The sequence below is a fragment of the Halorubrum tebenquichense DSM 14210 genome (genome assembly GCF_000337415.1).
GTDB classification, from domain to species: domain Archaea; phylum Halobacteriota; class Halobacteria; order Halobacteriales; family Haloferacaceae; genus Halorubrum; species Halorubrum tebenquichense.
Genome location: NZ_AOJD01000024.1, coordinates 32763 through 59241, shown reverse-complemented (window position 1 = coordinate 59241; position 26479 = coordinate 32763). Strand labels below are relative to the sequence as shown.

Genomic DNA, 26479 nt, shown 5'->3' with positions numbered 1-26479 from the left:
CCTCCCCCGCCTCTGGGACGGCCTCGACGACCCGGGAAAATCTGATTCTTGAGTCCGTTCAACGGAGGTCAGACCAGGAGCTGGATGTCGGCGTCGGCCATGTCTTGGAGGGCCGTCGCCGCGCCGACGCCCGTGGTGACGCCGTCGTAGAAGTCGTCCTCGTCGTAGTCCATCAGGTCGATGGTCATCTGACAGGCCTGGAACTCCACGCCCATGTCGAGGCTCGTCTCCAGCAGCTCCTCGATAGAGGCGGTGTCGTTGTCCGCGATCCTCTTCTCCATCATCCTCGTCGTCACGCGGTCCATGCCCGGGAGCGCCGCGACGGCGTTCGGCAGGGGCATGTTGGGGTTACCGACGGAGCTGAGCTTGAGGCGCTTCGAGCGCTCCTCGTGGAGGATGTCGAGCCCCCAGAACGTGTGGAAGACGGTCACTTCGTAACCGAACGCGGCGGCGGTGCTGGCGAGGATGAGCGGGGGATACGCCATGTCCAGCGTCCCCTTCGTCGCGATGATGCTCATCTTCTTGCCGTCGTCACCGGTGGCCTCCGCGAGCGCGTCCTCCAGCTCGTCGACGCGGGCGGCCAGCTCCGCACGCGAGGGAGCGTCGTCGGTCGGCGCGTCGGGCGTGTCCGTGCTCATCGTTACTCCGTCTTGCGCACGTAGTGTTTGTACACGTCGTCGCCTTCCTCCTGCTCGACGAGCTCGACGCCCGCAGTGCCGGCCGCCCAGCCGTCGATGTCGCTCATACTGCCGGAGTCCGTCGCCAGCACCTCGAGGATCTCACCGGCGGCGAGGTCGTCGATCGCGCCTTTCGTCTTCACCACAGGCATGGGACACGATGCACCCTTCACGTCGAGCGTCTCCGCGATGTCGTATTCAGCACTCATTGGTTGTCTGCTCCGTCTGTATTGGAGCTGTCGCACAATACCCACCAACCGAGTAAAAGATTGTCGGTTCTTGTGCTTACTACAAACTCCTATGTGGGATAGATGTCCCGTACAACGCTCCTGACACCATTAAAACGGCATAAAATGGCGTCTCTGGTACATTCCCTATCTAGCAGTATTGTTCGTCTAGGGGAATACTATGGGAATCCTTTTGTACATCCGGCCGGTAGAAGTGGTTGCACAACATGGACGCTGATGACTTCCCGACTCCTGACGTCGAAGTCGCGTCGGTCGAGCCGGAAACGCTGAAGGACCGTATCGACGCCGGCGAGGATGTCACCCTCCTCGACGCACGCATGTCGTCGGACTACGAGGAGTGGCGCATCGACGGCGAGAACGTCACGTCGATCAACGTGCCGTACTTCGAGTTCCTCGAGGACGACATCGACGAGGACGTCCTCGCCCGGATTCCCGACGACCGCGAGGTGACCGTCCTGTGTGCGAAGGGCGGAGCCAGCGAGTACGTCGCGGGCACGCTCGCGGAACGCGGGTACGAGGTCGACCACCTCGAGGACGGCATGAACGGCTGGGCGAGCATCTACGAGACCGTCGAAGTCACCGACTACGACGGCGCGGGCACGCTCCTCCAGTACCAGCGCCCCTCCTCGGGCTGTCTCGGCTACCTCCTCTGCGACGACGGCGAGGCCGCGATCATCGACCCGCTGCGGGCGTTCACCGACCGTTACCTCGCGGACGCTGACGACCTCGGTGTCGACCTTCGGTACGCGCTGGACACCCACGTCCACGCCGACCACATCTCGGGCGTTCGCGACCTCGACGCGGAAGGCGTCGAGGGCGTCATCCCCGAGGCCGCCGTCGACCGCGGCGTCACCTACGCCGACCAGCTGACCACGGCCGCGGACGGCGACGCCTTCGAGGTCGGCGACGCGACGATCGAGGCCGTCCACACGCCCGGCCACACGACCGGGATGACCTCGTACCTCGTCGACGAGAGCCTCCTCGCGACCGGCGACGGGCTGTTCGTCGAGAGCGTCGCCCGCCCCGACTTGGAGGAGGGCGACGACGGCGCGCCGGACGCCGCGCGCATGCTCTACGAGTCCCTACGGGAGCGCATCCTCACGCTGCCTGACGACACCCTGATCGGCGGCGCGCACTTCAGCGACGCCGCGGAGCCCGCCGCCGACGGCACCTACACCGCGCCCATCGGAGCGCTGGTCGAGGAGATGGACGCGCTCACGATGGCCGAGGACGACTTCGTCGACCTGATCCTCTCGGACATGCCGCCGCGGCCGGCCAACTACGAGGAGATCATCGCGACGAACCTCGGACAGAACGCCGTCGACGACGAGGAGGCGTTCACCCTCGAACTCGGCCCCAACAACTGCGCGGCGAGCCAGGAGTCGCTCGCGGGTGACTGACGACGCAAATGGTCGCTGACCCAGTACTGCTTCAGGCTGTCGCCGAGCTGTTCCCCAACGGGGTCAGCCGGTACGCCGTCGGCGGGCTCCTCGTCGGCCTCGGGACCGTCGTCATCTACGTCGGGACCGGTATCCCCGCCGGGGCGAGCACGTTCCTCGAGTCGACGCTGTCGTACGTCTCCGGCCAGTCCCGGTTTCAGCGGTACGTCGGCTCGCGGGACTGGCGGCTCGTGTTCACGGCCGGCATCGTCCTGGGCGCGCTCGCGTTCGCGGCCACGGTCCAGTCCGGCGCGGTGACGACCTCCCTATACGAACCCGGATCCACCGGACAGCTATACGAGGTCGCCGGCGTCACGCTCTGGACCACCGACGTCCAGCCGTGGCGGCTGTTCTCCGGCGGGATCCTCGTCGGGATCGGCACCCGGATCGGCAAGGGGTGTACGTCCGGTCACGGCGTCTGCGGGGTCGGCTCCGCGTCGAAGACCTCGATCGTCGGCGTGCTGACGTTCCTGACGGTGGCGATCGGGACGGCACAGGTCGTCGCCGCGCTGGGGGTGAGCCCGTAGTGGCGGACCGGCATCCGCTGTTCAAGCCGCTGATCTTCGTCGGCGGGCTGATATTCGGGTTCGGGCTCGGGTTCAGCCACATGGCTCGCCCGGAGGTCGTGTTGAACTTCCTTCAGTTCGACGACCTCGGCCTGCCGTTCGTGATGTTCGGTGCCGCAATCGTCTCCGGTGTGGCGTTCGCGCTGCTCCCCCGGATTCGGGACGCCGCGCCGCTCACCGGCACCCCCTACGAGCGGCGGCTGAAGCCGTTCGACCGGAATGTCCTCGTCGGGGGTGCCGTCTTCGGCGTCGGCTGGGGGCTCTCCGGCATCTGTCCGGGTGCCGCGTACGCGAGCCTCGGCGTCGGCAACATCACTATCCTCTGGGCGCTCGCCGGGATGTTCCTCGGCGCGTACGCGCAGGGGTACTGGCGGAGCCGCAGCGAAGCCCGCGACGCCGCCGCGGCGGGCGCAGACTAACTTCTCCCCTCTTTCCCATTTCAATGGATCCCGCTCTCATCGCCCTCTTCATCGGGGCAGCGCTTGCCAGCCTGTTCATGGCGTGGGTCATCGGTGCCGGGTCGAGCGGTGCGACTCCGTTCGCGCCCGCCGTCGGCGCTAACGCCATCGGGACGATGCGAGCCGCCCTCTTGGTCGGTGTCTTCGGGTTCGCCGGTGCCGTTACACAGGGCGGAAACGTCTCGGAGGCCGTCGGAAGCGGGCTCGTCGGCGGAATGAGCATGCCCGTCGCCGGCGTCATCCTCGTGCTGGTGTTAGGTGCGGGGCTGATGGCGGTCGGCATCGTGACGGGGTATCCGATCGCGACCGCGTTCACGGTGACCGGTGCCGTCATCGGCGTCGGCCTCGCGCTCGGCGGGACGCCGGTCTGGTCGAAGTACCAGCAGATCGCGGCCGTCTGGGTGCTGACGCCGTTCGTCGGCGGGGGAATCGCGTACGCCAGCGCGAGCGTCCTCCCGCGGCCGGACGTTCCCGAACGGTACAGTATACCCGTTCTCGTCGGCCTCGTCACGGCCGTCCTCGTGAACATCGAGTTCAGTTTCCTCGGGGGGAGGGGCTCGGCCGGGACCGTCCGAGAAACCGGGCAGCAAGTCCTGGCCGCCGACGGGACCGCGTCGGCCGTGTTCGTTACCGTCGGTGCGGCCGCCGCAGTCGCCGCCGTGGTCCGGTGGGACGTCGGCCGCGATCGACGCGGGGGCCTCCAGCGCGTGCTGCTGGCGCTCGGTTCGCTCGTCGCGTTCTCCGCGGGCGGCAGCCAGGTCGGCCTCGCGGTCGGACCGCTGATCCCGCTTCTTGAGGAGATCGAGACGGTGTCGACAGTCGCGGTGCTGGTCGGCGGCGGCCTCGGGATGCTCGCGGGTTCCTGGATGGGGGCTCCCAGGATGATCAAGTCGCTCGCGCAGGACTACTCGTCGCTGGGGCCGCGGCGCGCCATCTCGGCGCTCGTCCCGTCGTTCCTCATCGCACAGCTTGCCGTCCTGCTCGGCGTCCCCGTCTCGTTCAACGAGATCGTCGTGAGCGCGATCATCGGGAGCGGGGCGGCGATCGGTGGTCGAAACGCCGTCGACGCGCGGAAGATCGGCGTGACACTCGGCGCGTGGACCGGGTCGTTCGTCCTCTCGTTCGCGCTCGCATACGCCGCCAGTGCCGTCCTGTTGTAGTCCGGTACCGAACACGACACCTCCGGACACGAGCGACAACCACGGTGCGGCCGCGTTCTACGTGACCGCCGGCCCGATGTTCGCGTCAGGTACGGGAGAGTCCGGTCAGATGCGGGAGGGATCCCCGATTTCGGTACCAACGAACCGCCTTCGCCCGCGGCGTCCGATCCCGGAACAGTACCCACGGACGATTGACCGGCCCGGGGCGGGTTCGTTTCGTGGCCCCCCAGCCGGCTCGTGCGGTGGCTTTCGGATGACGACAACGCTCGTCTCCGGGAGCGCGTCGAACACCCGTCGACCGTTCTCAGACCGCCCGGGGCGGCGGAACCAAGAGGACGTTTCCCGTCGCCCGTGCGACGATTTCCTCGGAGACGCTGCCCGACAGGAGCCGTCGAACGCGGCTTCGCCCCTTCGACCCGACGAGGACCGTCGACGGCGTCACCTCCGCTTCGACGGCGAGGACCTCGTCGGCGGGGTCGCCGTGCCGGACCTCGAGCTGCGTCTCGATGCCCCAGTTCTCCAGCGTGCTCGCGTGCTCGGCCAACCGCTCCCGCGGACTGACACCGGCGTCGACGTCATCGTCTTTCGGCGACCGAACGTGAACGAGCGTCGCCTCCTCGGTCGCGTGACGGAGGTACGAGAACGCGTCGAACGCCCGGTCCGCGTTCTCCGAGAAGTCCGTCGCGAAGAGAACGCGCCGGAAGAGGCGTTCCCGGAGGACCTCGGGGTCGGCCGTCGCCCGCTCGACCCGGTTGACCAACAGCGGAACGACGGTCGTCCGGGCGAGGTTGCGGGCGGTCGAGCCGACGATCCGGTTCTCTAACGGGCTCTGTCCCCGCGAGCTAACGACGGACAGATCGGCGTGGACGGTCTCAGCGATGCCGTTGATACGTCGATACGGGGTCCCGCGGACGACGTGGGCCTCGACGTCGAACCCGGCGTTCTCGATCACCGCTCGATACCGGTCTAGTCCCCGTCGACGTCGCTCCTCGAAGTTCACGCCGGGCATCCCGGAGTGGACGTTCGCCGGAACGACTGTCACGAGATGAATCGTGTCGACGCCGACGCGGCCCAGACACCGGAGACAGGTCTCGTTCCCGATCGCGGCCTCACTGGCGGCCGAAAGGTCGGTCGCGCAGAGCGCTCTCATGTCGACACCTTCGCTGAGCACGGATAACACGGTTGGGGGGACGCGGCGGTGCCGTCCGCGATCGAACTCCGGTCGGTTCCGGCGGTGGCGGAGCGTCATATGTTACTCTTAAGTTATCGGTACTCCGCCCGAGGTTACTGGAATATAGTATTGTACAATAATCCCAAAACCGTTATAGGCACGAGGGAGGTACTGGAGAGTGAGCAGAAATGTGCCAACAGCGAATTACCGAGTTCGACAGCGGGAGAGAGAACCGATGGCAGGACTAGAGATCCCTGCGTGGGACCCGGAGACGGCCCTGCTCATCGGCGCGATCCTACTGGAAGCGATCGTGCTGTACGTGGGGTACGGAGGTCTCGAACGGCTCTTCGGTCCCTATCTTATGAGGCTCCTGATCGGAGGTGAAGCGAGTGTTCAGTAGTCTACTCGACGGGCTCGGGATCGCGGGGACCAGCCCCGAGATGCTGGCACTGTTCGTCGGGTTCGGCCTCGTCGTCGGGGTCCTGTTCGGATTCTTCGGTATGGGCGGGTCGTTCCTCGTTACCCCCGCCCTGCTGATGTTGGATTACCCGGCTCCCGTCGCGGTCGGCAGCGGGATGGCGTTCGTCTTCGGGACGGCCGTCATCGCGACCCTGAAACACCACGACCTCGGCCAGGTCGACTACAAGCTCGGCGTCATCATGATAACCGGGACGACAATCGGTATCGAGGTCGGGCGCGCCAGCGTCTACTACCTCGAGTCTCTGGGGCTCGCCGGCGGCGTCATCAGCGTCGCCTACGTCGTTCTACTCGGCGGCGTCGGCGCGATGGTCACCCGCGACGCCCTGAAGGGCGACGGCGGTGGCGGCGTCGACCACGAGGCGGCGGACAAAGACCTCAGCGAGTACGAGATTCCCGAAATCGCGAAGACGATCCAGCGGACGGTCCGGATTCCGCCGATGGTGACGCTCCGCGGCGACGTCCGCGTCTCCGCGTGGGTCATCACGACCGTCGCCTTCGCGACCGGCCTGCTGTCCGGCTTCCTGGGCGTCGGTGGCGGGTTCATCCGGATGCCGGCGATGATCTACGCGATCGGCGTCCCGGTGCCCGTCGCCGTCGGGACCGACCTCTTCGAGATCGTCTTCTCCGGCGGCCTCGGGAGCTACCTCTACGGACAGGGCGGCGGCGTGAACCTCGGTATCGTCGCTCCGCTGCTGTTCGGGAGCGCGCTCGGCGCTCGCGTCGGTTCCGCCGCGACCGCCGTCGTCGACGCCGACGGAATCAAGATCTACTTCGGGGGAATGCTGTTGATCGGTTCCGTCGCGGTGGGTATCGGCGAGATCGGTTCCTTCCTCGGGAACTCGACGCTCGAACTGCTCGGGCTGGTGCTCGTCATCGGGGCCGCGGTCGTCGTCGCCTTCGCGATCCTCTACACGACCGTCGCGTCGCTCCGTCAGACTCGTCGTCAGGCGACCGCGGCCGTCGACTGATCCGCCGGCCCGACGCCCGAGCCGCGCCGATTTACGCTACGAGACCGTTTGTCGGGCCGGACACCCGCCCTCGTACCGTTCTTCCGCACGCACTCGGCCCACCACAAAATTGTACAATCCGTACAAAAGTCTTTTAACGGTTGCGGACCTACCTCGGATCGATTACAATGCCAGATTCGATGGCCGAACAGCTCCGTCAAGACATGGAGTGTGAGGGGTTACTGGAGTGCTTCCACGGGCTCAAGGAGCTCGACAGGGAGTGCTTCCGGGCGCTCGTCGGGGCGGAGGAACCGCTGACCGTCGATGAACTCGCGGAGCGCGTGGATCGAGAGCGCTCGACCGCGTATCGGGCCGTCCAGCGCCTGCTCCAGACGGGCTTCATCGAGAAAGAGCAGATCAACTACGACCAGGGCGGCTACTACCACGTCTACTCGCCGACGGACCCGTCGAAGATCACCGACGACATGCAGCGGATGCTCAACGACTGGTACGCGAAGATGGGCCAGCTCATCCAGGAGTTCGAAACCAAGTACGAGCAGTCCGATACGCCGGCTCCCGCCGCAGAAAGCTAACTTCGCCCTTTTTATTCGGACGAGTCGGCGCAGCAGCGATTTCCTTACTACTCGCGCGGTAACGTGCTCGGGAACTGCGTTCACCGTCGTATTGTATAGTATTGTGTGTATTAACCAAAACCTTATTCGTCGCTGGAGCGTATGGGCAGGTGATGGCAACCGATACTGTATCCGACGCTGGCAACGTTTCCGCGGACGAGCCGCGCTACGTCGGCGACGAAGCCGAACTCGATGACATCGTCGCCGAGAACGACGTCGTCCTCGCCGACTTCTACGCCGACTGGTGTGGCCCCTGCCAGATGCTCGAACCGGTCGTCGAGAACCTGGCCGCGGATACCGAGGCGGCCGTCGCCAAGGTTGACGTCGACGCTAATCAGCAGCTCGCTACCGCCTACGGCGTCCGGGGCGTCCCGACGCTCGTCCTGTTCGCCGGCGGCGAACAGGTCGAGGAGGTCGTCGGCCTGCAGAGCGAAGACGAGCTTCGCTCCCTCATCGAGGCGTACGCGGAGTGACGGTGGAGCGCGCGAAGTCGGCTCGCACCGCTTGACATCCCCCCGCGCTGAAGCGCGAGGCTTTCTCCTTGTACTCCGGTAAACTCGGTAGTCGCACGCAGCGTGTAGCGACTTCACCGCGCGTGCGACGGACCCTGCGTCCGTCTAACGCGCAGCGGGATGAGCCCGCGCTGCGCGAGAGCCGCCCCGTTCTTGTCCCGCACTGACGGACACAGCGTCGTCGTCGCGACGACGGTACGGCCTCCGATCACTCCTCGACGGGAAACACCTCGTGTAGCGTGTGGTGCGCGTCGCCGAGGTCGTCGAGCAGCGACTCGCCGGCGTCGGCGAGCCGAGCCAGCGATCGCTCGGCGTCGCGGACCGCCACGAGACGCCCGCGGGCGTACCCGTACTCCGGGTCGTCCGCGTCGAGGGCGGCGACTTCCTCCTCCAAGTCGACGAGCGCGGCGTCCAAGTGGCGTCGGAGTTCGGTCAGGGACTCCGCCGCAGCGAGGGCGGCGACCGGCGTGTCGCCGTCCAGCGCGTCGCCGAGCTCCTGCTCCGCGTGGCGTCGCACGGCGTCGTCGGTGGTTCCGAGCGCGTTCATCAGGCCGAGTCGTAGGGCTTCGATTTCGTCACAGCTCATTGTGTATCGTAGTTGGAATTTCTCACAGCGTTTGGTGAACGAGGTCGCTGACGATTCGGTCCCGCTCGACGGCGGAGACGATCCGGGCTGCGTCTTCGTCGTCACAGGCCCCGTACCAGACGCCGTCTGGATACTGCGCGACGATCGGGCCGTCGCCGCACTGATCGAAACACGACGACCGCGTGACGTGAACGTCGGCGTCCGCGTCTCGGGCGGCCTGACGTAGAGACTCCAAGACGGCTGGCGAACCGCCCGCCGCGCACGTCTGGTTCGTACAGACGGCGAGGTGGGTCCCGGGCGCGTCGTGGGCGTGCGGTTCGTCGGCGACCTCGTCGCGGTCCTCGTGCGCCTGCTGGTGGGTCAACGCGCGGAGCATGGCGCGCGCGCCGCCCTCGTCCTCCTCGTACCCGTCGAGTTCGACCTTGTACTTACAGGTGTCACACGACATGTCGACGGAGTCGGTCCGCGCCTCCTGCCACCGGTCAGAGAGCACGTCCAGCAGGCGGCTGTCCGTTCCGAGCGGGTCCCCGGCCGCGGCGTCCACGTACGGGTACTCGGCGTCGAACTCCGCGGTACCGTCGCGGATCCGGCCGGTCAGGACGCCGTCGCCGAGCATGTACGGCAGCACGACGATCGCGTCCGGTCGCGTCTTGGCGACGTCGTGGAGCACCTCGTCCAAGAGCGGTTCCGTGACGCCGATGAACCCCGCCTCGACTCGGTCGAACGAGCGACCCTCGTACAGGAGCCTGGCGAGTTTGTGTACGTCGGCGTTCGAGTCCGGGTCCGAGGAGCCGCGGGCGCAGACCACGACGGCGACGTCGTCGTCCTCGCGGTCGACCCCCAACTCGGCCTCCACGTCCCGAGCCCGGTCGTCGAGCAGGTCGAGTATCGCCGGGTGGATGCCGAGGTGCGCGCCCGCGTGGAAGGTGACGCCCGGGTGTTCGCTCCGCGCCCGCTTCACGGCGAGCGGGAGGTCGTTCTTGACGTGCCCGGCCGCGAACAGCGACAGCGGCACCATCGTTATCCGCGACGAACTGTGCGCGAGCGCCCCGATCGCGTCGGGGATCGACGGCTCCGCGAGCTCGAGGAACGCGGCGTCGGTCGAGACCCCGAGGCGGTCCTCCAGACCGGCCGCGAGTTCGCGCACCGCCTCGTTCGACTTGTCCCGGCGGGAGCCGTGGCCGACGAGCAGCGCGGTCTCCTCGCTGCCGATCCCGACCGCGTCCGCCGCTCGGCTCACGGGTCGCCCCCGTCCGCGTCGGTCGGTCCGATGAGGCTCCCGACGTCGAGGCCCGCGGCCCGCTCGACGCTGCGAAGCGTCTTTCGCCGGCGGTCCGTCGCGAACAGCCCGCTGTCGCCGGCCCCCTCGTACACCCACTCGGCGAACGCGGCCGTGTCGCCGTCGGCGACGCCGAACCAGTGCCCGCCCGACGAGGCCGGCTGCGGCTCCTCGGCGTCGAACCCCTCGGCGTCGAGGGCCGTCCGGATCCGCTCCAACAGCCGGGCGTCGTCGTGGACGAACGAGACGCCGACCGCGGCGCTCGACTCGCGGAAGCAGACGACGCCGCAGCCCTCCAACAGCCCGCGGAGGAGCTCCCGACGGTGGTCGCGGAGGGCGTCGAACCGGTACCCGCCGGGGTCCGATCCCACCGGCAGTCCGAGCGCCGCGGCGGCGTTCGCGGCCAGCGTCGGGTCGATGACCTGGACGGTGTACTCGTCGGACTGGCGGGTGACCGCCGTGTCGTGGGCGAACTCGCGCTCCGCGATCCGGTGGTCGACGGTCCCGCCGCCGGCGATCGCGGACAGCCGCCGCGCGGCGTCCCCGTCGGAGACTACGATCTCGACCCCCTGCTCGGTCACTCGACCGCCGCCGGCGACGTGGCCCCAGAAGTAGGCCGTCTCCGGGTGCCGAGCGAGCATGTCGTCCGGCGTCGTCTCGACCGTGCTCATGGCTCCCCCTCGCGTTCCTCGACGGTGATCGCGTCGAGCGGACAGGCCGCCGCGCCCGCCCGCGCCTCGTCGATGCGCCCGTCGCGGAACGTCGCGGCGACCCCGTCGGCGTCGCGCTCGATCGGGGCGGCGGCGTCCGCGGGGTCGAAGCCGACGAGGCCGTCGTCGGCCTCGACGAACCGATCGTCGCGGACGAGGCAGGCGAACACGCCGTCGCAGGCGTCCAAATCGACGGAGACGCGATACGTGGTCGACTCCGCACCGTTGTCGGCCGCGGTCGTCGCGTCGGCGCTCTCAGTAGTCATACTTGCTCTCGTAGCCGCGCGGAGTGATCATCCGGCCGTCCCAGACGTACGTCTCCTCGTTGCCGACGAGCAGCGTGGTCGTCATGTCGACGAGGTCGGTCTCGCCGAGCGACTTCAGCTCGCCGAGCTCGACGATCTCGACGGTCTCGTCGTCGCGGCCGGCCCCGTGGACGACCCCGACGGGCGTGTCGGCCGGCCGGTGTTCGAGGAGGATCTCGCAGGCCGTCTCGAAGTTCTCGCGTCGCTTCCGGCTCCACGGGTTGTATATCGCGACCGTGAACCCCTCCGCCGCGACCGCGCGGAGCCGCGACTCGATCTCCGCCATCGGCGTGAGGTGGTCCGAGAGCGAGATCGACACCGAGTCGTTGACGAGCGGCGCGCCGACGCGGGCCGCGCACGACTGCGCGGCCGGGACGCCCGGGACGACCTCGAAGTCGAGCGCCGACGCCGTCGCCCCCTTCGACTCGACGATCTCCAAGGCGAGCCCGCCGAGCGCGTACACGTTCGGATCGCCGGAGCCGACGATGGCGACGTCGTTGCCGGCGAGCGCCCGGTCGACCGCCTCCTCGGTCCGCGAGACCTCGCCGCACATCGGCGTGTCGTACAGCTCGTCGGCGGCCTCGGTGACCTCGTCCGGGATCAGGTCGATGTACGTCGTGTACCCGACGATGTGGTCCGCCTCCAGCAGCGTCGCCCGGGCCCGCGCGGTCATCCCCTCCGGCTGCCCGGGACCGAGTCCGACGGCGACCAGCCGCCCCGGCTCGGCGTCGAAGTCGTCGGCGGTCGATCCGACCTTCTCGTCCGTCGCCGCGGACTTCGAGGCCCCGCACGACGAGGAGCCGCCGGAGTCGCCGGCGTTCCCGGAGCCGCTCGCGCCGCACGCGGACGACGAGCCGCTCGACGCCTCCGTCGCCGCGCCGCCGTCGGTGGCCGTCTTCGTTTCTGTATCGTCACTGTTCGAGTTCGATTCGTCCGTCGCTCCGCAGGTCGTGTCACTCATTGTCAGAAGTCGTCGACGTCTCGCCCGCCACGCGGGGTGACGAGGAACCGGTCGTAGTCGTTCTCCCAGACCTCCGTCTCGTGCGTGCCGACGATCAGGGACGTGCCCATCCCGCCGACCTCGTCGCCGTGTTCTGTCGCCTCGCCGAGCGTCGTCAGCGTGTACGTCTCGTCGTCGAGGTTGCGGCCGGCCTCGCCGCGGCCGGCGTCGTTGACGATCGCGACCGGGGCGTCGTCGGTCCGGTGTTCGCGGAGCACCTCGATCGCGCGCTCGTAGTCCCGCCAGCAGTTGTAGAGGACGATCGAGAAGTCCGCGACCGCCGCGGCGCGGAGCTTCTCCGCGATCTCCTCCCAGCCGCGCCACTTGTCCGACAGCGATATCGTACAGAAGTCGTTCGAGAGCGGCGCGCCGACCATCGCGGCACCCCCGAGCGCGGCCGTCACGCCGGGCACGATCTCGATCGGCACGTCGTCGGCGTCGTCCTCGTCGGCCATCAGGTAGACGAGGTCGGACTTCCCGTACACGTTGGGATCGCCCCCGGAGACGTGCGCCACGTCCTGTCCGGCCCGGACGCGCTCGAACGCCTCGCGGGCGAGTTCGATCTGCTGCCCCATCGAGGACCGGACGATCTCGACGGTCTCGCCGTCGGGGTGCGTGCCCACGTTCCCGGCGGTCCAGTCGGCGGCGTCGACGCCCTCGGCTGCCGGGTCGACCGCGGCACCGCCGTCCGGCGCGGCACCGCCGTCGGCGGCCGCGGCGTCCTCGGTCCGCGACTCCGGCGGGATCGTGCCGTCCCGCCGGAGGAACTCCTGGTAGAGGTTCGACGCGATGACGCAGTCGGCGTGGCGTATCACGTCGCGGGCCCGCTGGGTCATCGCGTGCGGGAGGCCCGGACCGATGCCGACGACGTACAGGGTTCCCACGGCGTCCGGCGCGCCGTCCGCGCCGCCGGGGGCCGAGCCGTTCCCCGTCATCGCCCCACCGCTACGGTCACTTCGTTCTCGTGGCTGGTCTTCTCCGCGACGAGGTCGTGGTCGGCCCCGCCGGCGATGGCGCTCGCCTCGGCGACGCCCGGCCAGCCGATGAGCTCCTTCGCCTTCGAGGGCGTCGGCCCCTCGAACTCCAGCAGGGTCTCCCTGTCGAACGCGACGACCCCGACGTCGCGCGTCGCGGCCGCGGCGAGGAGCCCCTCCTCGTCGGCCTTCCGCGTCGCGGTGGCGACGAACTCGACGTCCGCCCACTCGCGATCGACTTCGGCGAGCGCCCGGTCCCACGCCTCGAGGAACCGGTCCTCGTCCGCGCCGGAGACGGAGCCCGTGCCGAGCACGACGCCGTCGTCGAGGTTGCGTTCGAGGACCGTCACGTCGTCGTCGACCAGCACCGCTCGCGGCCCGTCGAGCCGTTCGACGGGGCCGAGCTCGTCGTCGAGGACGGCCAAGTTCGTCGCGACCGTGGAGTCGCCGTTGACGACGTGGGCGGACAGCGCCTTCGCCCGCTTCTCGACGCCCTGCTTGTCCGCCGCCTCCGAGGCGGTGGTCACCGCCGGGACCGCGCCCAGGCTCGCGAGGTCGTCCGCCACCTGGTTCGCGCCGTGGTGGCCCCCGGTGATCGGGATCGCCCACGTGAGTTCCTCGTCGACCACGACGATCGCGGGGTCGTCCCACTTGTCGTCGAGCAGGGGCGCGGTCTTCCGCATCGCGATCCCGGAGGCCATCAGCCCGACGAAGCAGTCGTACTCGCCCCAGTGCTCGGCGAACACGTCGCCGTGGTACTCGATCACGTCGATCGACTCGTAGCGGTCGCCGATCCCCTCGACGATCTCCCTCGCGGTGTCGAGCTTCCGCTCGAAGCTGACGACCGCGATCTCCTCCGCCACTTCGCCGTCGGAGTCCGCCGTCGAACAGTGCCCGCCGCCGGAGTCGTCGGTCCCGTCTGTGCCACTCGCGTTCGTCCCGTCGTCGCTGTCGGTGCTCATCAGTCGTCTGCCTCCGTTTCGGTCGACTCCGCGTCCCTCGCGTCGTCCGATCCGCCGCTCGCCGCGTCTGCCGTTCCGCCGCTCGCCGCGTCCGCCGTTCCGCCGCTCGCCGCGTCCGCCGCGCCGCCGTTCGCCCAGTCGCCGTAGAGGTACGAGCGGTCGTATCCCGCGCCCGTCGCGGCCTCGCCGATGAGGACCATCGCCGAGGCGCGGTAGCCCGCGGCCTCCACCTTCTCGCCGATGTCGGCGATCGATCCGGTGATCACGTCCTCGTCGTCCCACGAGGCGTGGTAGACGACCGCGACCGGCGTGTCGGGGTCGACGCCGTCCCGGTCGAGCAGGCGGTCCATCGCGTCGCTCACCGCGTGCGTGCCGAGGTAGATGCAGGTCGTCACGTCGCCCATCTCGACGAACTCGGCGACGTGGTCGTCCTCGGCGTCGAGCGTCTTCCCCCGCGGACGCGTGAACGCGACGTGGTTCGCGACGCCGTTCAGCGTGAGCTGGGTGCGCAGCGTCGCCGCCGCCGCGAACGACGACGTGACGCCGGGGACGATGTACGCCGGGACGCCCTCGCGTTCGAGCGCGTCGATCTGTTCGAGGGCGGCCCCGTACACCGCGGGGTCGCCGCTGTGGAGCCTGACGACGGTGCGCCCGCTCTCGTGGGCGTCCCGCATCAGCGGAATCAGCTCCTCGAGGTCCTTGCCCACGGAGTTCACCAGCTCCGCGTCCGCGCAGTGCTCCTCCAAGAGCGCGCTGGAGACAAGCGACCCGGCGTGGACGACGAGGTCCGCCTCGTCGACCAGTTCCTTGCCGCGCACGGTGAGGAGCCCGGGATCGCCCGGGCCGGCCCCGATGAACGGAATGCCGGCCTGGTCCTCGCCGGCGGTGTGCTCGCGGACCCGCGGGTCGAGTTCGCCTCCCGTCCGGTCGCCGACGGCGTCGACGGCCGCCCGCGAGTCGGCCGAGCCGTCCGGCCCCGGCCCGGTCGCTCCGTCAGTCATCGCTGACCTCCGCGTCGGGGGTCCCGGAGACGCCGCCGCTCGCGTCCGCCTCGGCCGCGAACTCGTCGGTCGCGCGCGACGTCTCCAGACCGCGGCGCTCGGCGTACGCGAGCGTGTAGTAGTCGCGGTCCGCGACCGCCTCGGCGTCCTCGGTGACGACCGTCTCGCCCGCCTCCATGAACAGCCGACGCCCGAACCGCACGTCGTAGTCGGCCTCGTTGAGCTTGCGAGCCGTCTCGGGGGCGTCGGTCACCTTGAACAGGACCATCCTGTCGGGCCCGGTGGGGGCGCGTCCGCCGGCGGCCTCGCGGAGCGCGAGCCCCGCTCCGGCCTCGACCTCGACGTCGAGCGCGGTCGCGAACGCCGTCATCGCGCTGATCCCGGGCACGATCTCCACGTCGACCTCGGGATGGAACGCGTCGAGCGTCCGCAGCAGGTGGCCGAACGTGGAGTAGACGTTCGGGTCGCCGAGCGTGACGAACGCGGCGTCGCCGGCGCGCGCTTCGGGGGCGATCTCGGCGGCGGCCTCCCTCCACGCCTCGCGCAGCCGCTCCTCGTCGCTCGTCATCGGGAAGTCGAGGTCCCCGATCCGGTCCTCCGGGACGTGTTCGGTCGCCACCGCCCGCGAGAGCCGACCCGGAGAGTACACCACGTCGACCGCGTCGAGGACCTCCCGGCCGCGGACGGAGATCAGGTCGGGGTCTCCGGGGCCGAGCCCCACGCCGTACAGGGTCATCTGCCGCCTCCGGTCCGGGCGTTCCGCGTCATTCGCCGTCACCCGGTTCCCCGCCCGACTCCGGCTCGCCGACGAGCATGTACACCGGATTGTCGGCGTCGAAGCTCGTCGCGCCCGCGAGGTCGTAGCCGGTCGCCATCTGGAGGCACAGCGCCTCGTCGAGGAGGTCGCGGTCGCGGAAGGCGCGGGCCGCTTCCCCCGCGACCTCGAGGCGGGACACGTTCATGACGATCCGGTCGTAGCCGGCCGCGAGGGCCGCGTCGAGGACCCGCTCGTAGTTCCGCGACCCGCCGAGGAAGACGACGTCACCGTCGTCCGGGAGCCGCTCCGGTGCCTCGGCGTTGACGAGCCGAACGTCGGCGTCGTACTCGTTCGCGGCGAGGTTCGACCGGGTGGTTTCGAGCCGGTCCGCCTTCCGTTCGAGCGCCGTCACCCGCCCCGCGCGGCGAGCGGCCTCGACCGTCACCGCGCCGGTACAGGAACCGACCTCGACGAAGTGGTCGTCGGGTCCGAGCGCAAGCTTCCGCGCCAACACCGCGCGGACCTCCGGCTTGGTCGGGCCCGCTTTCGCGTCGTTCGGGAGTTTCGTCGCCTGCATTCGAGATGTACAACCGTGCCGCGCCACAAAACAATTTTGGTTGTATTAAAAAAAGTCTGCTTTACACCAGACGGGCTGAAAACCGCTCTCAGCGCAAGTAGACCGTGAAATAGACAACAGGGCTTTATTTGTGGCATCTGAAGGACCGACAATGGGTGACGCAGCGGAGGGCGGATCGCCGGACGTCCTCGAAAACAAGCGGAGCGCGACGCGCTATCAGGTGCTCGTGGAGATCGCGGCCCGCCAGCCGGCGGTGAGTCAGGGCGAGATCGCGGAGACGATCGGGGTGACCTCGCAGGCGGTCAGCGATTACGTCCGGGACCTAGTCGAGGCCGGCTACGTGGAGAAGGGCGGTCGCGGCCGGTACGAGGTGACCAAGGAGGGGGTCGACTGGCTCATCTCCCGGACCGACGACCTCGAGACCTACCTCGAACGGGTGAACTCCGACGTCCTCGGGAGCGTCGAGGTCGACGCCGCGATCGCGCTGGACGACGTGGCGGAGGGGAGAGAGGTCGGACTCGTGATGCGGAACGGCGTCCTCCACGCCAACCCCGCGGGCGGGACCGCGACCGCGGTCACCGTCACGAGCGCGGAGCAGGGCGAGGCCGTCGGCATCGCCGACTTCGAGGGGGTCGTCGACTACGACACCGGGACCGTCTCCGTGCTGCCAGTCCCGACCGTCACCGACGACGACCGCCCGGATCCGGACGTGATCTCGGCGCACGTCCCGGACGAGGGCCTCGTCGCGGTCGCCGGGACGGAGGCGTACGCGCTCGTCTCTCGGAGCGGCGTCGACCCGGACGTCAGGTTCGGGACCGCGGAGGGCGTCGCCGAGGCGGGGATGCTCGGCCTCGACGTGCTCCTGGTCGCGGTGACCGACGAGATTCCGCGACACACCTCCAAGCTCCGTGACAGCAACGTGCCGCACCGGGTGCTCGACTCGGACGCGTTCTAAGCCCCGGCCGTTCAGCCGGTCGTCGCCGGCTCCGTCGCGGCGGCGTCGGCGGCGGCACCGACCGTCTCTCCCATGAGCGCCGGCACGTCCTCCACCGTCACTTCCGCGAACCACTCGTCGTCCGGCTGGACGACGACCGCGACGCCGTCCTCGCTACACATCCCGAGACAGGACGTCTCCGCGACGGCGACCTCCGACCAGTAGCGGTCGCGCTCGCGGAGCCAGTCGCGGACGGCGTCGGCGACCGCACCGCCGTCGACGGCGGCGCAGGCGGCGTGCTCGGTCCGCTCGTTGGTACAGACGAGGACGGTCGCGCTCACTCCGCGCTCGTGTATCCGTTCCGTTCGTCGCTCCATCAGTCCGCTCCCCTCGCGGTCGCGGTCGGCGAGCCCGCGCCGCGCCGACCGACGGGTCGGTCGAAACGCGAGAAGGCGACGGCGATCAGCGTCCAGAGCCCGGCCTGCGAGAACCCGACGAGCCACCGGAACGCGGCCGACAGCTCGGGGGGAGCGCCCCCGCCGGCCAGCGTCGGCGGAGCGACGACCGAGAGCAGCCCGAGCGCCGCCAACGGAAGCGACGCGACGAGAATTCCGGCACCCCGACCGCGGGTCCGACTCGCGCGGACGTGCCCGAGGACGCTCGTCGCCGCGACGAGACCGCCGAGAACAATCAGCCCGAGGTAGAGCGGAACGCGGAGCGACGTCCCGTACAGCGGTTCCATGCCCGGCGTGGCCGGCGGGAGAACGGTCCACGGGGCGACCGAGACCGTCAGGAATCCGGTCCCCGCGAGGACGTACGGCTTCAGCGCTCCGCCGGGGAGCGCCGGCTCGAACAGGTGGTACGCGACGCCGAACGCGGCCCCCAACAGGACGCCCCACAGGACGCCGCCGCCGGCGCTGACGACCGCCGTCGCGGTCTCGCCCACGGCGGGTGCCGCGTCGTGTCCGTGGTCGCCGCCATGGGACGCGAGGTGCTCCAAGTGGTGGATGAGCGGCGAGGCGACCAGCCACGTGAACAGCCCGTACGCGAGCCCGGCGATGGCTCCGGCGGCGACGCCGGATCGGAGTCGATCGATCATCAGTGGCAGACGATGCCGGCCCCGTGTCTGAAGTCGTGTAACGCGTCGTGGGCCAGCGGATCCTGGAGGAACAGGAGCGCGAAGCCCAGCGCCGCGACGAGCGCCAGCGCGGTGAGCGCGGTCAGCGGGTCGATCCGTGCCCCGGCGGCGGCGAACCGGTCGGCGACTGTGTCGGAGTTCGTCGACATAAATCCGATTTGGACAAAGTAAACTCAGATTGTAAAACTTACGCTCCGCCGAAACCGGAGTGGTCTTCGAGCACCGATTCCGCCGAGAGCGCGGCGAGCGGGGTCCGGCTCGCGTCCGTGGCCTCGCAGACGACGTCGAGGACGCCGGCCCTCGACTCGCCCGCGTCGACGACGAGGACGGACGCGTCCGTCTCCGCGACCCGTTCGGCCGCTCGCCGGGTCGCGGTCGTCGGACTGCCGTTCGCGACGTTGGCGCGGCCGTCGGAGACGAGCACGACCGTCGCCGCGGCCGGGGCTTCGCGCTCGACGAGCGCCGCGGCCTTGCGGAGCCCGTCCGGGAGGGGCGTCCGGTCCGCCGTCGGGAGCTCCTTCAGCTGGCGCGCGGCCAGCGAGACGCTCGTCGTCGGCGGGAGGAGCACCTCGGCCCCGTCGCCGCCGAACGAGACCAGCGCCACCTCGTCCCGCTCGGTGTACGCGTCGCGAAGCAGCTCCAGCGCCACGCCCTTGGCGGCGCGCATGGCGGGTGCCATCGAGGCGCTGGCGTCCGCGACGAACACCGTGAGCGTCTCGGCGTCGGCCGCTCGGACCGCCCGTCGGAGGTCGGTCTCGGCCGGTCGCGACCGGCCGTCCCGCACCGCGGCTCTGACGGTCGCCGCCGGGTCCACGGATCCCGACTCCGGCGAGCGCTCCGCCCGTACCCTCGGCCCGTGACCCTCGGGAGACGGTGCCGCCGCGTGTCGGCCGCCACCGCCCCCCGTCGCGGCATCGGGATCCTCGGGCGACGGAACTTCCGGAGCCGTCGCGTCGCCGACTCCCGCGCGAGCGCCGCCCGGGGGGATCGGTGCGGCCTCGTCCTCGCCGTCGGTGTCGTCACCGTCGCCCTGTTCCCCCTCGGTGCGGTCGGCGGTCGCCGCGTCGCTCACCGGACGCTCCGCGTCGCCGGTGGTCCGCGAATCGGAGCCGTCACGACCGCCGGGCCGATCGCGGTCGGGCCCGTCGGTAGCGGGCTCGTCGGAGCCTCCCTCGTCGCCCGCGCCGGGACGACGCTCCCCGCCGTCCGACCCGCCGTCGGCTCCCGATTCCCTGTCCGGTTCGCTCCCGTCCTCGCCGGAATCCTCGCTATCCGTCCGGTCACCGTCTCCCCGCGGGTCGACGTCGTCCGCCGGATCGCGGTCGCCCTCGGCGTCGTCGTCGAAGTGATCGTCCACCACCTCCTCCGGATCGGCCGCCTCGTCGAACGGGCGGCTCCGTAACCGGTGGTTCAGCGCGTACTCGGCGGCGTCCGTCACGTCCGACTCGATGACCTTCGGTCGTCCGTCGAGGGCGGCGAACGCCCGCGCGGCCCGGGCGACGGCGAAGTCTGCTCGGTGGCCGTCGACGCCCGCGTCGCGGCAGAGCTCGACGATATCGCGTTTGAACCCCTCGGGAATCGCGGGCCGGCGGTTCCGGGCCTCGCGAACGCGCTCGCGGAGGGCCGCGGTCTCCGCCGCGTACTCCTCGCGGAGGTCACGTCCGTCGCCGTCGTCGACGACGCGGTTCAGGATCTCGACGCGCTCGCCGATCTCGTCGCTCCCCGCGACGTCGACGCAGAGGTCGAAGCGGTCGCGCAGTTGGGGTCGAAGCTCCCCCTCCTCCGGGTTCATCGTCCCGATCAGCGTGAAGTCGGCGGGGTGGGTGACGCTGACGCCGTCGCGCTCCACTCGGTTCGTCCCCGTCGCGGCCGCGTCCAGCAGCACGTCGATCAGGTGGTCCGGAAGCAGGTTGACCTCGTCGACGTAGAGGACGCCGCGGTTGGCGCGGGCGAGCAGGCCGGGGTCGAACTCGGCGTCGCCGTCGAGCGCGTCGGCGACGGAGAGCGTCCCGACCACCCGGTCTCGGGTCGCGCCGAGCGGGAGCGTCACGAGCGGAGCCGGTCTCGTCTCCACCGGCGGGTCCTCGCGTTCGCGGCAGGACGCGCACCGGTCGCCCGGGGCGTGACCGTCGCCGGCCTCGGTCGCGTCCGGCGGCGGACAGCCGTACGGGCAGTCGGCGACGACCGCCCGTTCGGGCAACAGGTCCGCGAGCGCTCTGACGGACGTCGACTTGGCGGTCCCCTTCTCTCCCCTGAGAAGGGCCCCGCTGAGGCTCGGTTCGACCGCCAGCGCCAGGAGCACCCGTTTGAGATCCGCCTGCCCGACGACGGCCGGCAAGGGGGTGGAAACTTTTTTCTTTGTTCCCAAATCAACCATACTTGTGTTACTACAGAGGAGGTTTAATAGCTTGTGACAAAAATCGGCCTCTACACGGCGACGGAGAACGAGCTGGGGGCGGTCCAGACGGCCGCGGAACGGCTGACGGGGATCGACCTCGTCGTTCGGTCCGACGGCGACCTCGACGAGCAGCGCGACGTGGCGGAGTTCGTCGACGAGATCCGGAACGCGGCCGCGGTCGTCCTCTGGCTCCACGGCGGAAAGGACAGCATGCCGGCGTACGAGTTCGCGGTCGACGAGCTCCGAGACGCCGGCGTGCCGCTCGTCGTGAAGGCGACGGGCGACGCCTTCGCGCCGGAGGACACCACCGTCGCGCCGACCGACCGGGCGACGGTCTGCGAGTACCTCGACCACGGCGGGGCGGTCAACATCGCGAACGGGACCCGGTTCCTCGCTCGGGAGTACGGCGACGGCGATGTCGCGGGCGACGCAGACGGGGCCGCGGGCGAGATCGACGACCCGATCGAGCTCCCGACCGAGGGCGTCTACCACCCCGATCACCCCGGCGCGGACCACGAGGAACTGACCGCGACGTTCGACCCGGACGCGCCGACGGTCGGCGTCTGGTTCTACGAGTCGCATTGGACCCACGAGAACGTCCGGTACGTCGACGCGCAGGTCCGCCGGCTGGAGGCGCTCGGGGCGAACGCGCTCCCCGTGTTCTGTAACCCAGTCAGCGACGAGGCGGGGCAAGAGGACGCGAAGTGGACGGCCGAGCACTACTTCACCGACGACCGCGGCGACCCGGTCGTCGACGCCGTCCTCTCGTCGTTCATGTTCTCGCTGTCGATGAGCGAGCGCGGGCGCGACGCCGCGGACGAGGGGGCGAACGCGGAGGGCGTGTTCCTCGACGACCTCGGCGTCCCCGTGATACAGACGGTGACGACGATGCGCTCGCGCTCCCGGTACGAGTCGAGCGACACCGGCGTGATGGGGTTCGAACTCGCGCTCTCCGTCGCGCTCCCCGAGTTCGACGGCAACGTGATCACGCACCCGATCTCGGGGAAAGAGCGGACCGACGACGCCGCGGGCATCGGCTCCGCGCCCAAGCAGCACTTCCCGATCGAGGACCGCGTCGACCACGCCGCGCGGCTCGCGGTCAACTGGGCGACGCTCAGGCACACGCCGAACGACGAGAAGAACGTCGCGGTCGTGTTACACAACTACCCGCCGAGCGACGACGGGATCGGGACCGCGTTCGGCCTCGACTCGCCCGAGTCGACCGTCAACCTGTTGGCGGAACTCGACGGTCGCGGGTACGACCTCGGTTCGCGGGGCGGCGACGCGACGGGCCCCGATCCGGGCGTCGACGGCGACGAGATGGACTCCGCCCCCGTCGCCGACGGGGAAGAGCTCATCGACGCCTTGACCAGCCAACTCACGCTCGACGACCGGTGGGTCGCGCCGGGGGACGTGCGCGACCGCAGCGTCGACACCGTGTCGCCGGCGCGGTACGCCGAGTGGTTCGACGCGCGGAGCGACCGGTTCCGCGACGGCGTCCTCGAAGAGTGGGGCGACCCGCCCGACCGGCCGTTCGCGATCCCCGGCGTCGAGTTCGGGAACGTCCTCGTCACGGTCCAACCCCCGCGCGGCTTCGGGATGGATCCGGAGAAGGTGTACCACGACTCCGACCTGTGGCCGCCGCACGACTACGTCGCCTTCTACGGGTGGCTCCGCAACGAGTTCGACGCCGACGCCGTCGTCCACCTCGGCACGCACGGCTCGCTGGAGTGGCTGCCGGGCAAGACGGTCGGGCTGGGCTCCGGGTCGGCCCCGGACGGCCTGATCGACGACCTCCCGAACGTCTACCCGTACATCGTCAACAACCCGGGCGAGGGGACGCAGGCGAAGCGCCGCTCGTACGCCGCCGTCGTGGACTACCTGACGCCGGTGATGCGGCGCGCCGGCAGCTACGACGAGCTGGCGGAGCTGGAGGACCTCGCCCGCCGCTACCGCGAGGCCGGCGGCACCGAGGTCCGCACCGACGAGGGGGCCCGGCTCGGCGATCTCATCCGCGAGACGGTCGACGACCTCGACCTCGCCGTGGAGCTCGGGGTCGCGGGCGAGGTCGACGAGCGAGCCGACGTCCGCGGGCCGGACGCGGCCGGATCGACGCTCGCGGAGGGGGGCGTCGAGGGCGACGAGGTCCCCGTCGCGGAGCTCGTCGAGCGGATCCACGCGTACCTGACCGACGTGAAGAACACCCAGATCCGGCTGGGGCTCCACACGATGGGCGAGCCCCCGGTCGACGACCGGCTCGTGGAGTACTTGGTCGCGCTCACCCGGCTGGAGAATCCGGGCGGCCCGAGCCTCCGCGAGTCGGTCGCCGGCGTGCTCGGCGTCGACTACGACCGGATGCTCGACGCGCCGGGCGAGTACGACGAGACGCTGGGCATGACCTACGGGGAGGCCGCGGACGAGGTGTACGAGACGAGCAAAGAGCTCGTCCGGGCGCTGGCCGCCCACGGCTTCGACGTGCCCGAGTCGGAATCGGCCGCCGGAGCGGGCGACGAGACGACGATCAACCTGCTGATCGTCGGCGTCGATCCGCTCGGCGACGCCCGCGTCCGCGGCGGTGCCCACGACGACCTCCGGGACGCGCTGCGGTTCATCGCCGAGGAGGCCGCGCCGCGGGTCCGGGGTGCCGAGGCGGAGATCCCGCGCACGGCCGACGCGCTGGCCGGCGAGTACGTCCCGCCGGGCGGCTCCGGCGCACCCACCCGCGGCGGCGTCGACCTGCTCCCGACCGGCCGGAACTTCTACACCCTCGACCCGCGGAAGGTGCCCGCCAAGGCCGCGTGGGAGGTCGGCAGCGAGATCGCCGCCGACACGCTCGCCCGCCACCGCGACGAGCAGGGCGAGTACCCCGAGGAGATCGGCGTCGTCGCGTGGGGGACGCCGACCGTCCGGACCCGCGGCGAGACGATCGCGCAGGTCCTCGCCACGATGGGCGTCGAGCCCGTCTGGACCGACGCGGGGCGGATCGACGACGTGGAGCCGATCCCGCTCGACGAGCTCGGCCGGCCCCGCGTCGACGCCACGACCCGCGTGTCCGGGCTGTTCAGGGACGCGTTCCCGCAGGCCGCGAGCGTGATCCACGACGCGGTCGACGCCGTGGTCGACCGCGACGAGCCGCACGAGCTGAACTACGTCAAAAAGCACGTCGAGGAGGAGACGGAGGAACTGGCGGCCGAGGGACACGACGACCCCGAGGCGGCCGCGAGACACCGCGTGTTCACGACGCGCCCCGGCGGCTACGGCGCGGGGACGAACAAGGCCGTCGACGAGGGGAACTGGGACGACGCCGCGGACCTGGCGGACGTGTACGTCCAGTGGGGCGGCTACGCCCTCGGCTCCCGCGGCACCGCCTCGGCGGCGCACGACGCGTTCGAGCGTCGGCTCGGCAACGTCGAGGCGACGGTGAAGATCGAGGACACGATGGAACAGGACGAGTTCGACTCCTCCGACTGGTACGCGTTCCACGGCGGGTTCATCACCGCCGTCACCGAGGTCGCCGGCGAGGAGCCGGCGTCGTACGTGGGCGACTCCTCCGATCCCGACAACGTCGACGTCTACACGAACGAGGAGAAGGTCCGGAAGGCGATGCGGGCGCGGGTCCTCAACCCCGACTGGCTCGACTCGATGGAGGAGCACGGCTACAAGGGGGCCGGCGACCTCTCGAAGACGGTCGACGTGGCGCTCGGGTGGGACGCAACGACCGGCGTCGTCTCCGACCGGCTCTGGCGCGACGTGGCCGAGAAGTACGCGCTCGACGACGACCGGGCCGACTGGATGCGCGACGTCAACCCGTGGGCGCTGGAGTCGATCACGGACACCCTCCTCGAAGCCGTCGAGCGCGGGCTCTGGGACGCTGACGGGGAGACGGTCCGCGAGCTGCGGGACCGCAACCTCAGCGTCGACGGCGACATCGAGGAGCGCGCCTCGCGCGACCCGACGGAGGTGACCGCCGATGACGACTGACGGGAGCGAGGCGACCGACGGGGGCGAGGCGACCGACGGGGGCGAGGCGACCGACGACGGTGAGACGGCCGACTCCGGGGAGACCGCGGCGTACGCCGACCTCGGCGCGACGACCGAGGACGCGATGGCCATCGCCGAGACGAGCATGGACCGCGTCCACGAGCTCGTCCCGCAGGAGACGCCGACCGACCGCCTGCGCGCGAAGGCCGTCCACGCCACCGGCGACCCCGAGTTCGCACACCTGCTGCGGTTCGCGAACGACCCGGTCGCGGCCGGGGCGGAGGCCGTCCTCGACGAGCGACCGATCGTGACGGACATCACGATGGTCAAGTCGGGGGTCACGGGGCGGGGCCACGACTGCGAGGTCAGGAAGGCGATCGGGAACGGCACGGAACTCGCCGCGGAGACCGGGATGACCCGCACCGCGGCGAGCGTGCTCGAACTCGACGAGCGCGGCGTCTACGAGGGCGCGATAGCCGTCGTCGGGAACGCGCCGACCGCCGCGCTCGCGCTCGCCGACTGTATCGAGCAGGGGACGCGGCCGGCGGTCGTCGTCGCGACGCCGGTCGGGTTCGTGAAGGCCGCCGAGAGCCGCGAGCGGATACGCGAGGTCGCCGAGGCGCACGGCGTCGCCGCGGTCACGAACGTCGGCCGACGCGGCGGGTCGGGCGTGGCCGCCGGCCTCACCAACGAACTCGTCCACGCCGCCAGCGACGTGCGGAACGGCGAGACGACGCTCGAAGCGCTCCGGGGTGACGGCCCGTGACGGACGGGTACGACCTCGACGAGGGGCCGGACCCGGCGGCGTACGCCGCGGACAGTCCGGAGCCCGACTCGGAGGGCGAGTCGACGGCGACCGTCCACGCCGTCGGTATCGGACCCGGAAACCCGGAGTACCTCGTGCCGAGAGTGGAGCGTGCGATCCGAGAGGCGGACGTCGTCGTCGGGTTCGAGACGGTCGTCGAGTTCGTCCGCGATCGCACCGACGCCGACTGCCTGACCTGCGGGTACCGCGACGAGGCGGACGCGCTCGACGCGTTCGCCGACCGCGTGGCCCGCGGGGAGCGGGGCGCGGCGGTCCTGATGGGGGATCCGAACCACTCCGGCTACCAGTTCGTCGGGAAGGTCGAGCGCGCGGTCGACGACGCGACCGGCGGGTCGGCCGAGGTGCGCGTCGTCCCGGGGATCTCTTCGCTCCAGGTCGCGGCCAGTCGAGCGCGCACGCCCGTGGAAGATTCGACGTTCGTCACGCTCCACAAGAGCGGCGACCTCACGGAGGAGATCGACCGGCTCCGCCGCGACGTCGGGAGCCGTCACCTGCTCGTGTTGCCCCGCCCGTTCGACCGGATGCCCGGCGACGTCGCCGCCGACCTGCTCGACCACGGCGGCGACCCGGACGCGGAGGCGCTCGTCTGCGAGCGACTCACCCACGACGACGAACGCATCACCCGGACGACGCTCCGCGACCTCGCCGGACACGCGGGCGGCGACGAGCCGAGCGACTCGCCGTTCTCCGACCTGTCCGTGCTGGTCGTTCGACGGTAGGGGACCGGACCCATGGAACCGGATCGGTTGACCCTGACTGGC

The 26479-nt window shown here is 70.3% G+C and carries 29 protein-coding genes; 12 read left to right on the top strand and 17 right to left on the bottom strand.

The features are described 5' to 3' along the window. Positions 1-68: 68 nt before the first annotated feature. Both C472_RS03110 and C472_RS03105 read right to left on the bottom strand, forming a co-directional pair. A complete protein-coding gene (locus C472_RS03110) occupies positions 69-638 on the bottom strand; it encodes a DsrE/DsrF/DrsH-like family protein (RefSeq protein ID WP_006628336.1) in 570 nt (189 codons plus the stop codon). Positions 639-640: 2 nt separating this feature from the next. Further along, positions 641-886, bottom strand: coding sequence for a sulfurtransferase TusA family protein (locus C472_RS03105; RefSeq protein WP_006628335.1), 246 nt, complete (start codon positions 884-886; stop codon positions 641-643). A gap of 245 nt (positions 887-1131) precedes the next feature. Between C472_RS03105 and C472_RS03100 the strand changes: the two genes are divergently transcribed. Genes C472_RS03100 through C472_RS03085 form a run of 4 tightly spaced genes read left to right on the top strand, consistent with a single transcriptional unit; the run spans position 1132 to position 4548 of the window. Continuing rightward, positions 1132-2325, top strand: a complete 1194-nt coding sequence (locus C472_RS03100) for an MBL fold metallo-hydrolase (protein ID WP_006628334.1) — start codon at positions 1132-1134, stop codon at positions 2323-2325. Positions 2326-2333: 8 nt separating this feature from the next. Beyond that, positions 2334-2891: a YeeE/YedE family protein gene (locus C472_RS03095; RefSeq protein ID WP_006628333.1), complete on the top strand. Its 558-nt coding sequence runs from the start codon at positions 2334-2336 to the stop codon at positions 2889-2891. After that, positions 2891-3349 carry a YeeE/YedE family protein gene (locus C472_RS03090; protein ID WP_006628332.1) on the top strand — a complete coding sequence of 153 codons (459 nt, stop codon included), beginning with the start codon at positions 2891-2893 and terminating at the stop codon, positions 3347-3349. The genes C472_RS03095 and C472_RS03090 overlap by 1 nt, the downstream gene beginning before the upstream one ends. 23 nt (positions 3350-3372) lie before the next feature. Further along, positions 3373-4548 carry an inorganic phosphate transporter gene (locus tag C472_RS03085; protein ID WP_049906241.1) on the top strand — a complete coding sequence of 392 codons (1176 nt, stop codon included), beginning with the start codon at positions 3373-3375 and terminating at the stop codon, positions 4546-4548. Positions 4549-4852: 304 nt separating this feature from the next. Here the strand turns inward: C472_RS03085 and C472_RS03080 are convergent, their stop codons facing one another. Further along, positions 4853-5698 (bottom strand): universal stress protein, encoded by an 846-nt coding sequence (locus tag C472_RS03080; RefSeq protein WP_006628330.1) that lies wholly within the window; start codon positions 5696-5698, stop codon positions 4853-4855. A 256-nt stretch (positions 5699-5954) separates the two neighbouring features. On the opposite strand from C472_RS03080, the gene C472_RS17435 reads away from it, so the two are divergent. The 4 genes from C472_RS17435 to trxA all read left to right on the top strand — a co-directional run bounded on the left by C472_RS17435 (position 5955) and on the right by trxA (position 8251). Then, entirely contained in the window at positions 5955-6119 is a 165-nt protein-coding gene (locus tag C472_RS17435; protein WP_006628329.1) for a DUF7512 family protein, read from the top strand. Then, positions 6109-7167 (top strand): sulfite exporter TauE/SafE family protein, encoded by a 1059-nt coding sequence (locus tag C472_RS03075; protein ID WP_006628328.1) that lies wholly within the window; start codon positions 6109-6111, stop codon positions 7165-7167. Before C472_RS17435 ends, C472_RS03075 begins: the two co-directional genes overlap by 11 nt. A gap of 167 nt (positions 7168-7334) precedes the next feature. Continuing rightward, the gene (locus C472_RS03070) at positions 7335-7739 is read left to right on the top strand and encodes a helix-turn-helix domain-containing protein (protein WP_006628327.1); all 405 of its coding nucleotides are present in this window, start codon (positions 7335-7337) and stop codon (positions 7737-7739) included. Between the two features lie 152 nt (positions 7740-7891). Further along, positions 7892-8251 (top strand): thioredoxin, encoded by a 360-nt coding sequence (gene trxA, locus C472_RS03065; RefSeq protein WP_006628326.1) that lies wholly within the window; start codon positions 7892-7894, stop codon positions 8249-8251. A 247-nt stretch (positions 8252-8498) separates the two neighbouring features. On the opposite strand, the gene C472_RS03060 is transcribed toward trxA, so the two are convergent. Genes C472_RS03060 through cbiT form a run of 10 tightly spaced genes read right to left on the bottom strand, consistent with a single transcriptional unit; the run spans position 8499 to position 16441 of the window. Next, the gene (locus tag C472_RS03060) at positions 8499-8876 is read right to left on the bottom strand and encodes a DUF3209 family protein (protein WP_006628325.1); all 378 of its coding nucleotides are present in this window, start codon (positions 8874-8876) and stop codon (positions 8499-8501) included. Between the two features lie 22 nt (positions 8877-8898). Beyond that, positions 8899-10116: a CbiX/SirB N-terminal domain-containing protein gene (locus C472_RS03055; RefSeq protein WP_006628324.1), complete on the bottom strand. Its 1218-nt coding sequence runs from the start codon at positions 10114-10116 to the stop codon at positions 8899-8901. After that, a complete protein-coding gene (locus C472_RS03050; RefSeq protein ID WP_006628323.1) occupies positions 10113-10826 on the bottom strand; it encodes a hypothetical protein in 714 nt (237 codons plus the stop codon). The genes C472_RS03055 and C472_RS03050 overlap by 4 nt, the downstream gene beginning before the upstream one ends. Next, entirely contained in the window at positions 10823-11131 is a 309-nt protein-coding gene (locus C472_RS03045; protein ID WP_006628322.1) for a ferredoxin, read from the bottom strand. Before C472_RS03045 ends, C472_RS03050 begins: the two co-directional genes overlap by 4 nt. After that, the gene (cobJ, locus tag C472_RS03040; protein ID WP_006628321.1) at positions 11121-12131 is read right to left on the bottom strand and encodes a precorrin-3B C(17)-methyltransferase; all 1011 of its coding nucleotides are present in this window, start codon (positions 12129-12131) and stop codon (positions 11121-11123) included. Before cobJ ends, C472_RS03045 begins: the two co-directional genes overlap by 11 nt. 2 nt (positions 12132-12133) lie before the next feature. Beyond that, positions 12134-13105: a precorrin-3B C(17)-methyltransferase gene (locus tag C472_RS03035; protein WP_006628320.1), complete on the bottom strand. Its 972-nt coding sequence runs from the start codon at positions 13103-13105 to the stop codon at positions 12134-12136. Then, entirely contained in the window at positions 13102-14106 is a 1005-nt protein-coding gene (gene cbiG / locus C472_RS03030; protein WP_006628319.1) for a cobalt-precorrin 5A hydrolase, read from the bottom strand. Before cbiG ends, C472_RS03035 begins: the two co-directional genes overlap by 4 nt. After that, on the bottom strand, positions 14106-15107 hold the full coding sequence (locus C472_RS03025; RefSeq protein WP_006628318.1) for a cobalt-precorrin-4/precorrin-4 C(11)-methyltransferase: 1002 nt from the start codon (positions 15105-15107) through the stop codon (positions 14106-14108). Before C472_RS03025 ends, cbiG begins: the two co-directional genes overlap by 1 nt. Next, positions 15100-15843 carry a cobalt-factor II C(20)-methyltransferase gene (locus C472_RS03020; RefSeq protein WP_006628317.1) on the bottom strand — a complete coding sequence of 248 codons (744 nt, stop codon included), beginning with the start codon at positions 15841-15843 and terminating at the stop codon, positions 15100-15102. Before C472_RS03020 ends, C472_RS03025 begins: the two co-directional genes overlap by 8 nt. Before the next feature lie 28 nt (positions 15844-15871). After that, a complete protein-coding gene (gene cbiT / locus C472_RS03015) occupies positions 15872-16441 on the bottom strand; it encodes a precorrin-6Y C5,15-methyltransferase (decarboxylating) subunit CbiT (RefSeq protein ID WP_006628316.1) in 570 nt (189 codons plus the stop codon). A 151-nt stretch (positions 16442-16592) separates the two neighbouring features. Here cbiT and C472_RS03010 point away from each other — a divergent pair, with 151 nt between their 5' ends. Beyond that, complete coding sequence (locus C472_RS03010) at positions 16593-17396, top strand: DUF7839 domain-containing protein (protein ID WP_006628315.1); 804 nt, start codon at positions 16593-16595, stop codon at positions 17394-17396. A gap of 11 nt (positions 17397-17407) precedes the next feature. On the opposite strand, the gene C472_RS03005 is transcribed toward C472_RS03010, so the two are convergent. Genes C472_RS03005 through C472_RS02990 form a run of 4 tightly spaced genes read right to left on the bottom strand, consistent with a single transcriptional unit; the run spans position 17408 to position 20890 of the window. Next, positions 17408-17752 carry a (2Fe-2S) ferredoxin domain-containing protein gene (locus C472_RS03005; RefSeq protein WP_006628314.1) on the bottom strand — a complete coding sequence of 115 codons (345 nt, stop codon included), beginning with the start codon at positions 17750-17752 and terminating at the stop codon, positions 17408-17410. Next, positions 17752-18474 carry a CbtA family protein gene (locus C472_RS03000; RefSeq protein ID WP_006628313.1) on the bottom strand — a complete coding sequence of 241 codons (723 nt, stop codon included), beginning with the start codon at positions 18472-18474 and terminating at the stop codon, positions 17752-17754. Before C472_RS03000 ends, C472_RS03005 begins: the two co-directional genes overlap by 1 nt. Then, positions 18474-18662, bottom strand: coding sequence for a CbtB domain-containing protein (locus C472_RS02995; RefSeq protein ID WP_006628312.1), 189 nt, complete (start codon positions 18660-18662; stop codon positions 18474-18476). Before C472_RS02995 ends, C472_RS03000 begins: the two co-directional genes overlap by 1 nt. A 38-nt stretch (positions 18663-18700) precedes the next feature. Further along, complete coding sequence (locus tag C472_RS02990) at positions 18701-20890, bottom strand: VWA domain-containing protein (RefSeq protein WP_049906238.1); 2190 nt, start codon at positions 20888-20890, stop codon at positions 18701-18703. A gap of 33 nt (positions 20891-20923) precedes the next feature. On the opposite strand from C472_RS02990, the gene cobN reads away from it, so the two are divergent. Genes cobN through C472_RS02975 form a run of 3 tightly spaced genes read left to right on the top strand, consistent with a single transcriptional unit; the run spans position 20924 to position 26437 of the window. Further along, entirely contained in the window at positions 20924-24892 is a 3969-nt protein-coding gene (cobN, locus tag C472_RS02985; protein WP_006628310.1) for a cobaltochelatase subunit CobN, read from the top strand. Then, positions 24882-25658, top strand: a complete 777-nt coding sequence (locus C472_RS02980) for a precorrin-8X methylmutase (RefSeq protein WP_006628309.1) — start codon at positions 24882-24884, stop codon at positions 25656-25658. Before cobN ends, C472_RS02980 begins: the two co-directional genes overlap by 11 nt. After that, positions 25655-26437 carry a cobalt-precorrin-7 (C(5))-methyltransferase gene (locus C472_RS02975; protein ID WP_006628308.1) on the top strand — a complete coding sequence of 261 codons (783 nt, stop codon included), beginning with the start codon at positions 25655-25657 and terminating at the stop codon, positions 26435-26437. The genes C472_RS02980 and C472_RS02975 overlap by 4 nt, the downstream gene beginning before the upstream one ends. Positions 26438-26479 lie beyond the last annotated feature (42 nt).

Bases quoted from the DNA above. Each gene is read 5' to 3' on its own strand.
- C472_RS03110 (WP_006628336.1), bottom strand. From the start codon at position 638: ATGAGCACGGACACGCCCGACGCGCCGACCGACGACGCTCCCTCGCGT.
- C472_RS03105 (WP_006628335.1), bottom strand. From the start codon at position 886: ATGAGTGCTGAATACGACATCGCGGAGACGCTCGACGTGAAGGGTGCA.
- C472_RS03100 (WP_006628334.1), top strand. From the start codon at position 1,132: ATGGACGCTGATGACTTCCCGACTCCTGACGTCGAAGTCGCGTCGGTC.
- C472_RS03095 (WP_006628333.1), top strand. From the start codon at position 2,334: ATGGTCGCTGACCCAGTACTGCTTCAGGCTGTCGCCGAGCTGTTCCCC.
- C472_RS03085 (WP_049906241.1), top strand. From the start codon at position 3,373: ATGGATCCCGCTCTCATCGCCCTCTTCATCGGGGCAGCGCTTGCCAGC.
- C472_RS03080 (WP_006628330.1), bottom strand. From the start codon at position 5,698: ATGAGAGCGCTCTGCGCGACCGACCTTTCGGCCGCCAGTGAGGCCGCG.
- C472_RS17435 (WP_006628329.1), top strand. From the start codon at position 5,955: ATGGCAGGACTAGAGATCCCTGCGTGGGACCCGGAGACGGCCCTGCTC.
- C472_RS03070 (WP_006628327.1), top strand. From the start codon at position 7,335: ATGCCAGATTCGATGGCCGAACAGCTCCGTCAAGACATGGAGTGTGAG.
- trxA (WP_006628326.1), top strand. From the start codon at position 7,892: ATGGCAACCGATACTGTATCCGACGCTGGCAACGTTTCCGCGGACGAG.
- C472_RS03060 (WP_006628325.1), bottom strand. From the start codon at position 8,876: ATGAGCTGTGACGAAATCGAAGCCCTACGACTCGGCCTGATGAACGCG.
- C472_RS03050 (WP_006628323.1), bottom strand. From the start codon at position 10,826: ATGAGCACGGTCGAGACGACGCCGGACGACATGCTCGCTCGGCACCCG.
- C472_RS03045 (WP_006628322.1), bottom strand. From the start codon at position 11,131: ATGACTACTGAGAGCGCCGACGCGACGACCGCGGCCGACAACGGTGCG.
- cobJ (WP_006628321.1), bottom strand. From the start codon at position 12,131: ATGAGTGACACGACCTGCGGAGCGACGGACGAATCGAACTCGAACAGT.
- C472_RS03035 (WP_006628320.1), bottom strand. From the start codon at position 13,105: ATGACGGGGAACGGCTCGGCCCCCGGCGGCGCGGACGGCGCGCCGGAC.
- cbiG (WP_006628319.1), bottom strand. From the start codon at position 14,106: ATGAGCACCGACAGCGACGACGGGACGAACGCGAGTGGCACAGACGGG.
- C472_RS03025 (WP_006628318.1), bottom strand. From the start codon at position 15,107: ATGACTGACGGAGCGACCGGGCCGGGGCCGGACGGCTCGGCCGACTCG.
- C472_RS03020 (WP_006628317.1), bottom strand. From the start codon at position 15,843: ATGACCCTGTACGGCGTGGGGCTCGGCCCCGGAGACCCCGACCTGATC.
- cbiT (WP_006628316.1), bottom strand. From the start codon at position 16,441: ATGCAGGCGACGAAACTCCCGAACGACGCGAAAGCGGGCCCGACCAAG.
- C472_RS03010 (WP_006628315.1), top strand. From the start codon at position 16,593: ATGGGTGACGCAGCGGAGGGCGGATCGCCGGACGTCCTCGAAAACAAG.
- C472_RS03005 (WP_006628314.1), bottom strand. From the start codon at position 17,752: ATGGAGCGACGAACGGAACGGATACACGAGCGCGGAGTGAGCGCGACC.
- C472_RS03000 (WP_006628313.1), bottom strand. From the start codon at position 18,474: ATGATCGATCGACTCCGATCCGGCGTCGCCGCCGGAGCCATCGCCGGG.
- C472_RS02995 (WP_006628312.1), bottom strand. From the start codon at position 18,662: ATGTCGACGAACTCCGACACAGTCGCCGACCGGTTCGCCGCCGCCGGG.
- C472_RS02990 (WP_049906238.1), bottom strand. From the start codon at position 20,890: ATGGTTGATTTGGGAACAAAGAAAAAAGTTTCCACCCCCTTGCCGGCC.
- C472_RS02980 (WP_006628309.1), top strand. From the start codon at position 24,882: ATGACGACTGACGGGAGCGAGGCGACCGACGGGGGCGAGGCGACCGAC.